Here is a 12,715-nt window from a genome sequence, read left to right as displayed (position 1 = left end):
GACATGCTCCGCCAATCGGAGATTGTCTTAATCCCTTCTTCATAAGGTCTCGATTCAAACGCACGAACTCCAGTCCCAGCGCGAGCGTGAGCGTCTTAATCCCTTCTTCATAAGGTCTCGATTCAAACCTTAAGCTCAAAACCAAGACGTCACTCACCCTTGTCTTAATCCCTTCTTCATAAGGTCTCGATTCAAACCAACAACGGCGAGTACTGGACCGAAGGTCCGCGGTCTTAATCCCTTCTTCATAAGGTCTCGATTCAAACAAAATCCGTACTCGAAATGGTATCCTGCCGTTGGTCTTAATCCCTTCTTCATAAGGTCTCGATTCAAACAAAGCGTGATAAGCCACCGACTCACGGGGATCGGTCTTAATCCCTTCTTCATAAGGTCTCGATTCAAACCCAGCCAACTCTTCAAAGCCGCCCACGAAATGAGTCTTAATCCCTTCTTCATAAGGTCTCGATTCAAACATCCTCGGCAATGGAAAACGCGAACGGACCTGTCGTCTTAATCCCTTCTTCATAAGGTCTCGATTCAAACATCCTCGGCAATGGAAAACGCGAACGGACCTGTCGTCTTAATCCCTTCTTCATAAGGTCTCGATTCAAACATGCTGAAAAATTTGGATTTGTTCTGGCGGGCGGGTCTTAATCCCTTCTTCATAAGGTCTCGATTCAAACAAAAAATGGGAGACGAAAATGAGCACCATCAATGTCTTAATCCCTTCTTCATAAGGTCTCGATTCAAACGCCGGGAACATGAACAAATCTATCCGGTGCCACCACGTCTTAATCCCTTCTTCATAAGGTCTCGATTCAAACAGCTCGTGTCTAAAATACCTCCTGATTCAATGGGTTACAAAGGGGGTTGCAGAAAAATCGGCGCGCCGAAAAGTTAGCGCCGGACAATGCAGGTATGTAGGCCGTCATGCGGGCAACTCGACACGGGGTGGAAAGTCGGGCGCCAGCGCGCTGCGTTCGATCCGGGCATGGTTGTTGTAAAACAGCATCCCGCCGTCTTCCCGGCACACCCGGAATTCGCGCGCGCCACGGGCGAAAAACTCCGGACTGGCCCAAACCGCGTCGGCGACTTTCACGCCCTCGGAAGTCTGAATGCTGCACTCGGGCAACACCCGCCCATTGGGCAGATGCCGCCTCAGCAGGCCCAAAATCTCGCCTTGTAGCCAGGAACGCTTGTTGGTGGCCGGACTCATGACGATGTGCCCCCAGCGGTCGGTTTCGAATTTGAAGGGAAGGTCTTTGAATAAGGGGTTGTCGCGGATGTCTTGCCAGTTCATATCAGCCTCCGGAAACGGGGGATGTGAATTGCTTCATCCATTTCAGCACGGACGGCGTTTCTTCGGTAGAGATAGCTCAGTCTTCGCTGTTCTCCAATTGTTCCAGCCATCCCTTCAGTTCGGCCTTGCGCTCTTTTTTGTTGGGCCAATCGGTCCATTCCTTGATGGCCTGGCGAAGCAGCGTCGCCAGGGCGCGGCGGGCGCCGCTGTCTTGCCATTGCAAGGCGGAGGTAACCATAGCCCGGCGTTTTTCGTCGAACGGACCGCCAGGTTGGTAGCGTCCCTTTTCTTTTTGTCCCAGGTAATACGTCCGAAATTCTTCCACGGCTCGCATTTCTGGCGACATGGCGGCCAATCTGGCTTGCCGCTCCGCTTCTTCCCGGGCGAGACGAGCCTCTTCCTCGGCCTTGCGGCGTTCTTTTTCCTCTTCCTCTTGCCGCTTCGCCTCGGCTTCGGCGCGCGCTTTCGCCATGGCTTCCGCCTGCGCCCGGCGCTTCGCGGCGAACTGGCGGGCAGCGTTCAGATGGGGTTCGCAAAGCGCTTGCAGTTCGGGCCATTCACGTTCTGGCGCTTCCAGCGGCTGGACTTCCACCAGCACCCAGCCGAAGGGCAGCAGGCCGGATTGCTGATCCTTCATATTAGCGGCAAGCCAGAAAGTTTTCGGAGCTTCGGCATAGCTGAACCGCTGTTTGCCCGTAACAGGATCTTTGCCTTCCATGATTTTAATGTTTCCATTTCTCGCTCCGCTGACGGTGACAGACTCAGCACCGGAGTGGCGGCCCACGCGAAGCAGGAAGGCTTCGCCGCGCTGAATCTTGTTTTTCGCCACCTCGAAAACGTGCAGTGCAGTCTGCGCCCAGGGGTTGCTGAGGTAGCCTCGCGCGTTCAACTGCTTTATTTCCGCAGTAAAAATGTCTTGGTAAAAGTCGTTGCAGCAATCGGCGATCGTTTGAATGGAATAGCGCAGGTTCCGGTCGGGTAGGTTTGGTAAGTCGCCGAGGTTGCTTACGTCTTGAAGGTTTATTTGCGCGGTGAAAGCCCGGTAGTACCAACCAGGAACACATTCGAGTATCTGATAGAGTTGTTTCTTCTCCGCCATCGATTCCCTCAGATGGCCTTTTTCATCGGTAACTGCGGTTCTTTTGCGATTGACAGCTAGATGTATCTGAGCGGCAGGTAAATCGGGTTCCTGTTTCCAATAGGCGTCGGATATTTGGAATAGGCGCATAGGATCGCGCTCCAAGTAAAGCTTTCCATCCTCGGAATCGCGATAGCGAAACAGGCGTCCCTGGAATTCATGTAACCCCTTGCGTTCGTGAGCGCGATAGCCGCCGTTGACCTGGTTCAACAGTGCCGTTCTCACCGCGCCTTTCAGCGATGATCCGAACAGAACCGGCTTCCGGGTAATGGGGTTGTATCCGGTACGATCGATTTCCAGACGGTTTAGTGCTTGCTTGCCGTCGGCCTCTCGGTGGGCGGTTTGCCCGACCCGCGTGGCGTACAAATCCGCCACTCCGGGCAGTACGGGGATAGCATTCACCGCCCACGCCTTCAGTCTGTCCCTGCGGTCGTAGAAGAATCTCTGAAGATTCTTGATCATGTTTGCGTCGGGCTTGCGATTGGCTATCGCGAGGAGATCTTTCCGATCGTCGGCGGAAAAGGCAGCTATCGCGGCTCCGGTGTCGAATTCGTGAAGAACGCCGTCATCGATCACGTAATTGGTGGGTTCGTAGCTCTCGCCGGTGCCGATGTGGACCGGCGATAAGGGCGTGATGTGCAATCTGTAGCTGGCGAAGGTGTTCATGCTGGGTTCCTTTTCGGTAGCCGGATACCTGCGACGGGCGCGTAGCCTTGATGTACGGTCCCTCCCAGGGATTCGATCTTGGTCAGCTGACCGTTTCCTCCGAGCCCTCGGCCGATAAACGGGGCCGGATGAAATCGTTTCGGCGTCAGTACCGCTCCGGTTTGCGCCAACAACACCGGCGTTTTGAACGGATTGCCGAGGTGCACGCCGATGTCGCCGTGGCGTCCGAACCGGGTGAAGGTTTGGTAGAAGCTTCGTTCCGCATCGAGTTCCAAGCCTTGGGGCGCGCTGGGCGCGAGCGTCAGCCACGCGTTGGCGTCGTCGGCTTGTTCGGGCAGGGCGTCCGGCTCGATTCGGGACAGCTCGAACTTGCCGAGACCGATGCTTGCATCGCGGCCGAATCCGAAATCGCCGATGTCCTGGAACAGGCGTGCCAGCTCTTCCCGCGACAATCGGGTTTCGTCGAGCACGACATAGATGTCCAGGCTGGTCGGGACATCGCTCCCTGATTCTTTTGTGCCGTACCAGAGCTGACTCATGGAATAGGGGGCGAACTGGCCGGTTCCGGTGGTGCCCGTGGCTCGGTTGATGCTGTTGTGGGGTTGCGGCCGGCTATGAGGTTCGGCGCCGGGAATGTCCGCAGCGGACTTGCAGACGTTCAGCCAATTTTCCACGGGTACGGGCAAACTCTCCCTCGGCAGCCAAACGTGTTTCTTCACGGCTTTGCGATCGGCGCCTTCGACCGTCGCGAACCAGTGGTTCGGCAGTGTCGGACGGGGCAGATGGCCGCCGGGAAAGGCGTCCGAAACGACGGCGTAGGGGCGGCCTTCGGTGTAATCCTGAAGGCATTCGACCAGTCGGTCCTCGCCATGGCGATTGCGCAAGGCCCAGCACAACTGGCCGAAAAGGGTGTCACCCATGGGCCGCGTGCCGAACGCAGTCCGGGGATTGATCGTCAAGCGGATGAGGTTCATGCGGATGTTCCGTTTCTCCAATCGGTGATGATGCCGGGGTAAGGGCGCGAGCCGTCGCCGGTGGCGCGCGTCACGCCACCCGGCTGAATTTGATTGCGCCGATCTTTTCCAGCACAGTCTGGCCTTCCAGTTCCAGCCGAGTGAACTGGACCTTGCCGTAACCCCGCGAGCCGGAACCGCCGAGTCCGGTCAGTTCGAGCAGCTTGAGCCCGCGGCAAACGGTCGGCAGCAAATCTTCCCCGTCATGGATGCGGATGGTCAGATTGAAGTCGAAACGAGCGCCCGCCGGGACCCGCTCGGTATTGCGGGGATGCTCCGCCACGCCGCGGATGCGGTCGATCATGTTTTCCGCTTTGGTCTCGGTCAGCAGTAGATTGCGGCGTTTCATTTCATCGACCCAAGTTTTGTCCAGGGCGCAGTCCCAGAACGATAGGCGGGTCGGACCGATTTCACGCACCAGGGCGTCGTTGTGGTTGCCGCCTTCGGGCGCGCCGCCGAACAGGCGGAGGATGTTTTTTGCTTGGATTCTGTCTTTCTCATCCACGTCTGCGATGTGCTTGAAGCCTAAGGGATCGCCTTGTGTGATCCCCACAACTCCCAGTTCCCACTCCAAAAGGCTCCGGATTTTTCCCTTGATGCTGGAACCGGGGATATAGGGCTCGAGCGTGAGAGGATGCTTCAACACCGGATTGTCGGTGCCGCCGATGTGCATTTCGTTATTGCCGGAACCGATGTGGAGGCCGGAAACGAGTTCGAGGGTGCCGGTGAGTTTTTGGATGGCGGTGAGTTTCATAATGGTCTTTCCCCTAACGATCAATCTTGACGTTCTTGTTTGTAGAAGCCCATGAAGGCTTCCCAAAACAGTTTGCAGGTGGTGAGCGTTTCGGCGTCGTTTACTTCGCCGAGAGAATGGTGCAAAAGGCCGACGAAGGTGTGGTCTACAAGCCTGCGGCCCTCGGCATAGGCTGCTTTGGCATTGATCATGCGGATGAAAGGCAGATACTCGCCAAATTTTTCCGGTTGCTGATTGACGCGGGTTTCCCAGAGCACCAGTTCGTCGTAGAAGCGGCGCAATTGGGTGGATTTGTTGGCGTTGCGATCCGCGCTTGCTACCACTTTCGCCATATCCCGAGCGATGCTGTTGAACAATTCTGGATCAAGATTTTTGTCTTTTTCTTTCGCCAGTTTGATTTTGCTGAAATCAGGCAAGGGAGAATATTCCCTGGTGCGCTGATCAGGACGACGATTCTGCCAGTGGTTTTCAGCCATTGCTGTTCTCCTCAGTCACGTTGCTGATACAAATGGGTAAAGAGGGCGATCTTGTAGGCGGCCCCGTGTTGTTCTATGCCTAAGCGTGCGATTTCTTCGGCTAACAATCCCTGCCAGGCGCGGCGCTTGCGTTCGGTCTCCTGACGGTCGTCGCCGCCCCGGATGCGGCTTTCCGCCTGGCGGCGGGTGCGATAGGCGAAATAGGCATGCCACAAAGCGTTCTCCGGCTTCTCACCGACTTTTGCCGCCATGTCCGTGAGATGCAGCAGCCCGTAGAGGTAACCCGTCGACAAGGCCTCGTCTTTCGCCAGGCGCGTGAGCCCGGCTTCCCGTTCCATGAGGCTGTCGAAGTGCACCCACGAGACCGTATGCTCGAAGCAGGTGACGGCGTTCTTGGGCGGCGGTTTCAATTTGTCGGGATTGAACGATTTGGCGTCGTCCAGCGCTTCCTCGGCCAGCCGAGCCAGATGGCGGATGGGCAAACCGGGTTTCGTCATGGACAGCCCCGCCGAAAAGTGAATATCCGGGTTTCCGGCCACATAATCGGCAAAATCCGCTTTCATGCGCTGGGCCAGTTTCAAGGTCGAGTGCCAAGGGCCGACGAGAAAGAAATCGTCTCCGCCCGCGAACACGGTGTAGGTGTTGCGGTAACGCCGGACGCCATCTTCCGTACCCTGCGCGCACAGCCAGGGCAGATAGACGGCGAAAAAGGCATTCATCTGCCGGGACAATCCCGCCATTTTGGCGAATGTGGGCCGTTCCAACCCTTTCTGGAAAATCGTACCGAGGTTGTCTACATCGCCTTTCAGCGTCATCAGGGCCTCCGCGCCGATCCAGTTCCCGTCTGGATTCAGGCGGCGGTCGTCCCGCGCCAGGTGGTTCAGGGTCTTGATCTCGTCCGGATGGGGATCGAAGTCCTCCGGATTTTCGATGCCTTGATAACGCTCCGCCTCCCAGGCATTGGTTTCGTCGAAGCGCGGCACATAGGCATTGATGTAGCGCCGGGCATAACCGTCCCACAAGGGCGCGTCGGCCGATTCGGGCAGGGAGAAGTCCCAGGCGCGTGCCAGGTTGCCGGAGCGCGCCTCCCCGCCGAAATCGCCGGTGGCGTCCTTCGATTGGGTGAACAGCAGGTGATAGCCGAAAACGGAAAGCTCCAGGCGGTTTAGATTCTGCCCCGCCCGCAGCGATTCGATCGGCCGGCGAGTGACGAGCAAGCGGTCCTGCGTGGCCAAGTAATGGCCGGTCATAATCTGATCGTAGGCCAGGGCCGAGACATGGATATCCTTGCCTTCCTCGATCGGCCGGCATGCCGGCGAACGGCCGTCGATGGCGCAAGCGCCTTTGGTGTTGTCGAAGGTATCGAGAAATCCGGCGAAGACGGCGGGCGCGGGTGCTTCGCTGCATAAGCCGAAGCGCCGCAGCTTGGCTTCGTCCAGTTGCTCGAACAAGCGTTTCATCAAATCGCGAAACGGTCTGTCCTGCCCGGTACCCTGTCGGAAGTCGCGGCTCGCTGCGGGCAGCCAGGCCAATCCAATGCCGGATTGGCCGAAGGTATGGGCCAAGAACCAGTCGTCAAGTTCGGTTTGGACCACCTTGAGTTTCTCGACGATCTCCGGCGTATTCGGGGCCACGATGAGAAACTTGCCGGCGGCATTGACGACTTGGCTCGTGGAGGGAAGATCGAGCGTTTCGAGCACTTTTAAGGCCGCCAGTTCGCTGAGCAGCGAGACGTAGAAAGACCTCCCGCGCAAGAGCTTCGCGGCGCGTTTTTGGGTTTCGCCGCCGGTGGCGAAGATGAAATCCTGGATGCCGAAGAAATCGCCCTGAATGAGGAGGAATTTGGGCTCGTCCCAAGCTTTGCGGGCTTCTTCGCTCTCCGCCCGTTGCCGATCCCACATGGCGGCGAGCTCCCGCCGGGTGGCTTCGCCGCCGTGTTTTTGGTCGTCATGGTAGCGCCAGAGGGCGGCTGCCAGTGCCGCGGTGGTTTTGGAATGGTCGTAAAGCGATACGTCCGGTCGGACCTTGCCCGCCGTCGCCGACGGAATCGCATGGGTGAACGCGAGCCAGAGGCTATCGAAATGATCCAGCCAGAGCGGCAGGCTGTTCCGGTGTGCCTCCGGTATCTCTTCCATGGCGGTCTTGAATTGGTCCCAAAGCTTCTGGTACTCGCTCTGAGCGGCGGCATTGTCGTCTTTTTCGTAGTCCGCCGCCGGCACGGGAAAAATGCCTTTCGGCGAAAGCGGCTTCAAGGGATAGCGCCAGCGCGGCAGTTTTTCCGGCGCGGTTTCGTCCAGACGGATCTGTTCCAAGAGCGTCCATTGCCGGGCGGTATAGTGGTTCTTGCGGTATTCGGTCTCATCCGACGAGGCGTTGTAGTCGTCGAACTCGTCCCGCTCGAAACCGGAAGCGAGACGATCTGCCGTGGCGATGACCCATTGCAGAAGGCTGTCCGGCCTATGGTGGCGCGCGGCGGCGTTGATCAGGGAATCGTCCGCGTTCTCTTCGCCCCAGGACGCGAACGGCGTCATTTCTCGGCCTATCAGCGCCGGCATGTGGCGCTCCAGCAAATCGAAGGCGATCGCGGTATAAGCCGCGTGGATATGGGTCGCACGGTTTTGGAAGTGGGGACAATAAAGCTGAACGTTGATGTCGCGGCGCGTGCTGTTTTTATCGGTTTTCTGCATCGCTTCGGGAATGCGGGCACGCTCCGCGAACTTCCCCAAGTCGTGCAGAAACGCTGCCAGGGCCACGCGGGCCGAGGCTTCCAGTCGTTCGGAATTCATCCGGATCTCCTCTGAATCAAGCACAAAATCCAATCTGGTGGGCCGACAGGCTCAGGCCATACGTCGTTCTGGGGCGTTGGCCGAAACCTTTGATCTCATAAGCGGCTGCTCCCGCCCCCAGGCTGTCCCGCAGCATCCGGTTCACCCGGCTCTTGCGCCGCTCGAAATAATTCTTGTCCATGCCGTAGCTGAGCCCATCCACCACGCGGTCGGCGTCGCCGAGCTCGCCGAGGATAGTGTGGTATTCCCGGCGATAGTCTTCGGCATAGCCTTGGTTCGGATAGTCCGGTAGCGAGGGCGACGGACACGGAATCGGTTCGAGGCCTTGCTGCGCGCGCCGGGCGAGCCAGGCGTAGAAGGCCAGTTCGGCGGGCGGAAAGGGGATGGCGATGCCGCCGGCGGTTACGGTGCGCGCGGATAGATCGATGTCGAGGCGTGCGGGTCCTAATGTGCTTTGAGCCGCGCGCACCGCCGCCGAGAAGCTGCTGCGGCCCTTGAGCAGCGCCTCGGGCAGGCCGTGGCGGAGTCGCACGAAGGGGATGTCGGCCAGGGTGACGGCGGCGTTCTGGGTGTCGAGCGGCTTCTGGTCGGGCGGCGGGCCGAAGATCACGTGAGAATACGGCGTTGGGTAGAAAAAGTGGGGGTGCGATTCGAACGGCGCGTCGACCAGAACGTGGGACAGACGGTCCTGCGGGCGTCCGTACAGCGAAAGGGCATAGCCCGCGAAGAATCCGAGGGTTTTCCGGCCGCCCGCGAGCGACACGTGCAACTGGGTGTCGTCGTCCTCGGTGAGGCGGCGCACCCATTCGGTGATGCCGTCGGCCGCCGCGGTGTTGTCGTGGCCGCTGCGGATATCGCTCAGAGAGCTTCCGTTGTCGTCGGTCAAGGTGTGCAGGCCGTCGGCGCCGAACCGGATCGGCGGCAGCCGGTAGTCCTTGCACAATCGATGAAACCAGCCCGGCTCATCGCTGAACAGCGTCAGGCGCGCTCGCTCCACGCCTTCCGCGGTGGAGAGGACGTGGATCTCGGTCGGAAGCGATTCGGGGGCTTCCTGCCAGAGGGCAAACAGGGTTTCGGTCACGACTTGGGGCGTCAAGCCAGTGATGACGAGCAAAATTCGCCGAGAGTAAGTCATTTCTGTTTCGGTCGGTCGGGTGAATCGAGTGATTTGCCGTCCGTGGCATCCCTGTCCTTCGGTCTACAGTATGCCTTCATCAGTCGTCGGCCGGGGTTTCCGGCAAGCTTGCGGCGCGAATCCGGTAGCGGCCCAGCCCCAGGGTGGCGCCCTTGCCCACGTGGGTCCATTGGCCGAGCCAGAGATAGGGCCAGAAGGGCTCGACGTCTTCGCCGCGCAATTCGAAGCGGCCGAGCAGTCCGCCCATTTGCATGGTGGTTTGTTGGCGCGAGGAATAGCGGGTCCAGTCGTGCCAGTGGAGCTTGGGTTCATGCACCGGCACGTTCCGCGAGCTTTGGGCGAGGGCGGCGAAATCGACCTCCAGCGGCGTATCGGTGTGGAAGTAGCTCAGCATGGACAGCCGCCGCAGCAGATGGCCGAACAGATCGCCGAAACCGAACTGGGCGGGCGTGACCAGGCGGTCCTCCCGTTTCAGCCGCAGCGGGGTCTCGATCCTGATTTCGAAACGCTCGGGGAGAGAGGGTACGTCCGGCGTCCGGGCAGGCGTCAGCCGCAAGGGCTGGCCGGGTTCGTAGACAGTCGGATTCTCCGGTGCATCGGCCTGCTCCACCCTGATCAGTTCGAAAGCTTGCGACGCGCGTCCGAGGCCCGCTTTTCCGGCCTGGTCCAGGGCATGGATGAAATAGGGGAGATGGCGATCGGCGCGTCCGAACAGGGTCAGCCCGAGGTGGTAAGGCGAGCCGTTTTGTTGCGGGTCGATGCGCAGCGCGAAGGGATGGGGCGCGGTGGTGTAGCGGCGCATTTTTTCGCTGTCGGGCGGCGGCGGGGTTTCGAACACGTAGGGGAAGACGCAGCTCCGGTACAAAAGACAGGACGGACATGCCGTCCCTCGCACCACGCACACGGCGCGCTTGAGCGCGTGGCCGAGGGCGCCGCGCCAGGCGGAGCCGGGGTAGGCGGGGAGGCGTAGCGGTTCGGCGGTTTCGAAATGGCATCGAAACACGGCCAGGGGGAGCGTCGGGGGTTGGCTGGCGGAAGACATGAGCCTTTCTTTTTGTTATTGCGGGGCTTGTAGTACATACCGTTCGATAAGTTTAGAAAAGGTTCGGCAAGCTTGCCGAAGCGTCGGCCGGAATCCGGATTGGCGCCGGCGCGATTCGGGGCGGTCCGTTGGCAGGACAGAAAACCGGCGAGGGGAGATGGGATGGGCTTTCCATCGCCCTTTTCAGCCTATGGATTGCCGAGACCTCATCCGAGGATGAGGCCGGGAAATGGTACAGTAGCGTTTTTACACGTGCATAAATTGAAGTGTAGGGAGTTTTTCATGCGAGAACCGCTTCGAGAGAGACTTTTTCGCCTCATTTCGGAACTCGTGCTTTGTCATTCGCCGAGCGGGGCGGAGCAGGAGATCGATGCTTTTCTCCTGGCGAGGCTCGAGGCGGCCGGCGCCGAGGCCGGTCAGGACGAGGCCGGCAATATCATCGCGCGCATTCATGGAGCGAGCGGCGCCGGCACGATTGCGGTCACCGCGCATAAAGACGAAATCGGCGGCATCGTGAAGCGGGTGCGGGAAGACGGCAAGGTGGAGGTTCGAAAGCTCGGGGGCGCCTTTCCCTGGGTCTATGGGGAGGGCGTCGTGGATTTGCTCGGCGACCGTTCGACGATTCCGGCCGTTTTGAGTTTCGGTTCCCGGCATGTCAGCCACGAGTCGCCGCAAAAGGTCTACGAGGAGGACAAGCCGCCGAAATGGGATAGCGTTTGGGTCGATGCGAAGCTGACCCAGTCGCAACTCGCGGACGCCGGGGTGCGTCCGGGAACGCGAATGGTCATCGGCAGGCACCGGAAGGCGCCGTTCAGGATGGGCGATTACATTGCCAGTTATGCTCTGGATAACAAAGCGGCCGTTGCGGTTCTTTTGCTGTTGGCCGAGACGCTGAAAACTTCGGCCTCGAATGTGGAACTGGTGTTTTCCGCCAAGGAAGAGGTGGGGGCGATCGGCGCGCTTTACTACACCCGGCAGAATCGGGTCGACGAACTGATCGCCGTGGAGATCGCTCCGAAATCGACGGAGTACCCGATCGAAAGCGACGAAGACCCGGTGTTGCTGTCCCAAGACGGTTACGGCATGTACGATGAAGCGCTGAACCGGCGTCTTGAGAATGCCGCGCGCGAATCCGGCGTGACCGTGCAGTATGCCGTTTTGAGCCAGTTCGGCAGCGATGCCTCCGTGTCGATGAAGTCGGGGCACGTGCCGAAAGCCGCGTGCCTGGGGTTTCCGGCGGACAACAGCCACGGATACGAAATGGCTCATTTGGGGGCGCTGGAAGCGTGTTATCGGTTATTGCAAACCTATCTGTCGCAAACGGGTCTAATGCGGAGCCTCGGTTGCAACGGTTGATTTTTGAACATTCGTTGCCATATAACAGGCATATCCGATTTCTTGACTACATACATAGGTTATCGATGAAGAAACTAACCGGATTGGTTTTAAGCGTATTGATCGGTTTTACCCTGGCGTTGTCCGGAACGGGCGACGCTTATGCCAAGCGCTTGGGCGGCGGCAAGTCTTTCGGCAGCCGTCCCTCGTACAGTGAGCCCTATAGGCGCTCTACCGACATGACGCAATCCGCTTCTCCGGCTCAGCAACAGGCTTACCAGGCGTCGGCGCAAAGAAACCAGGCCGCTCGTGAAGCAATGTCGAAACGGGGCGGTTTAATGGGCATGCTGGGCGGTCTGGCTTTGGGCGGCTTGCTAGGCGCTCTTCTGTTCGGCGGCGCGTTCGAGCATCTCAATTTCTTGGATATTTTGGTATTCGCGCTGATAGCGTTCATGCTGTTCAAACTCTTGGCCGCGCGACGCCGAGCCGCCACGGCGGATGGATATCATCCGGCAGGGCATTCGGCCCGGGACGCGGAATTCGACCGGCCGTACGAGCGTCAAGCCGAGCCCGGACAAGCCGGTAAAGCCGGTTTCGATACGGATATTCTCTTCGGCAAGGGACGTGCTTCGTCTTCCGGGCAGGCCGGCGGTATGGCCGGGCAGCCGAATTCGATTCCTGCCGATTTCGATACGGCCTCCTTCCTTTCCGGCGCCAAGGCCGCCTATGAGATGATGCAGAAGGCGTGGGACGAAAAAGATTTGGGGCAGCTACGGGCCTTGACTACCGATAAGGTGTTCGGCGAGCTTCAGGATCAATTGAGGGCTCGAGGAACCGGGAGCAACAGGACGGAATTGCTCAAGGTCGAGGTGGAACTTCTCGAGGTGCGAGACCTTGGTGCGGAGCGCGAGGCGACGGTGCTGTTCGATGTGATCATGCGCGAATCTCCCGAAGAAAGGTCCGCACAGGTACGCGAGGTTTGGCATTTCGTACGGCCGAAACACAGCCGCCAACCGACCTGGTTCCTGGACGGCATTCAGCAGTTGGAAGATTGATCGGACCGGGTTGAG

At 59.2% G+C, this 12,715-nt stretch carries 10 protein-coding genes and 1 CRISPR repeat array; of the genes, 2 read left to right on the top strand and 8 right to left on the bottom strand.

Annotation, left to right across the window (positions count from 1 at the left end):
- Positions 1-24 precede the first annotated feature (24 nt).
- A CRISPR array of direct repeats spans positions 25-824; the repeat unit is 36 nt; unit sequence GTCTTAATCCCTTCTTCATAAGGTCTCGATTCAAAC.
- A 104-nt stretch (positions 825-928) separates the two neighbouring features.
- The 8 genes from ACWJKU_RS11490 to cas6 form a co-directional block, all read right to left on the bottom strand.
- Positions 929-1,300 carry a hypothetical protein gene (locus ACWJKU_RS11490; RefSeq protein WP_454142440.1) on the bottom strand — a complete coding sequence of 124 codons (372 nt, stop codon included), beginning with the start codon at positions 1,298-1,300 and terminating at the stop codon, positions 929-931.
- Between the two features lie 76 nt (positions 1,301-1,376).
- The gene (locus ACWJKU_RS11485; protein ID WP_454142439.1) at positions 1,377-3,104 is read right to left on the bottom strand and encodes an RAMP superfamily CRISPR-associated protein; all 1,728 of its coding nucleotides are present in this window, start codon (positions 3,102-3,104) and stop codon (positions 1,377-1,379) included.
- Complete coding sequence (csm4, locus tag ACWJKU_RS11480; RefSeq protein WP_454142438.1) at positions 3,101-4,078, bottom strand: type III-A CRISPR-associated RAMP protein Csm4; 978 nt, start codon at positions 4,076-4,078, stop codon at positions 3,101-3,103. Before csm4 ends, ACWJKU_RS11485 begins: the two co-directional genes overlap by 4 nt.
- 70 nt (positions 4,079-4,148) lie before the next feature.
- Complete coding sequence (gene csm3 / locus ACWJKU_RS11475; RefSeq protein WP_454142437.1) at positions 4,149-4,871, bottom strand: type III-A CRISPR-associated RAMP protein Csm3; 723 nt, start codon at positions 4,869-4,871, stop codon at positions 4,149-4,151.
- A gap of 20 nt (positions 4,872-4,891) precedes the next feature.
- Positions 4,892-5,347: a type III-A CRISPR-associated protein Csm2 gene (gene csm2, locus ACWJKU_RS11470; RefSeq protein WP_454142436.1), complete on the bottom strand. Its 456-nt coding sequence runs from the start codon at positions 5,345-5,347 to the stop codon at positions 4,892-4,894.
- A gap of 11 nt (positions 5,348-5,358) precedes the next feature.
- On the bottom strand, positions 5,359-8,133 hold the full coding sequence (gene cas10, locus ACWJKU_RS11465; protein WP_454142435.1) for a type III-A CRISPR-associated protein Cas10/Csm1: 2,775 nt from the start codon (positions 8,131-8,133) through the stop codon (positions 5,359-5,361).
- A gap of 16 nt (positions 8,134-8,149) precedes the next feature.
- The gene (gene csm6 / locus ACWJKU_RS11460) at positions 8,150-9,268 is read right to left on the bottom strand and encodes a CRISPR-associated ring nuclease Csm6 (RefSeq protein ID WP_454142434.1); all 1,119 of its coding nucleotides are present in this window, start codon (positions 9,266-9,268) and stop codon (positions 8,150-8,152) included.
- A gap of 79 nt (positions 9,269-9,347) precedes the next feature.
- Positions 9,348-10,310: a CRISPR system precrRNA processing endoribonuclease RAMP protein Cas6 gene (gene cas6 / locus ACWJKU_RS11455; protein ID WP_454142433.1), complete on the bottom strand. Its 963-nt coding sequence runs from the start codon at positions 10,308-10,310 to the stop codon at positions 9,348-9,350.
- A 282-nt stretch (positions 10,311-10,592) separates the two neighbouring features.
- On the opposite strand from cas6, the gene ACWJKU_RS11450 reads away from it, so the two are divergent.
- Complete coding sequence (locus tag ACWJKU_RS11450; RefSeq protein WP_454142432.1) at positions 10,593-11,666, top strand: M42 family metallopeptidase; 1,074 nt, start codon at positions 10,593-10,595, stop codon at positions 11,664-11,666.
- Positions 11,667-11,731: 65 nt separating this feature from the next.
- Positions 11,732-12,700, top strand: a complete 969-nt coding sequence (locus ACWJKU_RS11445; RefSeq protein WP_454142431.1) for a Tim44 domain-containing protein — start codon at positions 11,732-11,734, stop codon at positions 12,698-12,700.
- Positions 12,701-12,715: the final 15 nt, after the last annotated feature.

It is taken from the genome of Methylocaldum sp. MU1018, assembly GCF_053646775.1.
This window is presented reverse-complemented; position numbering and strand designations above follow the sequence as displayed.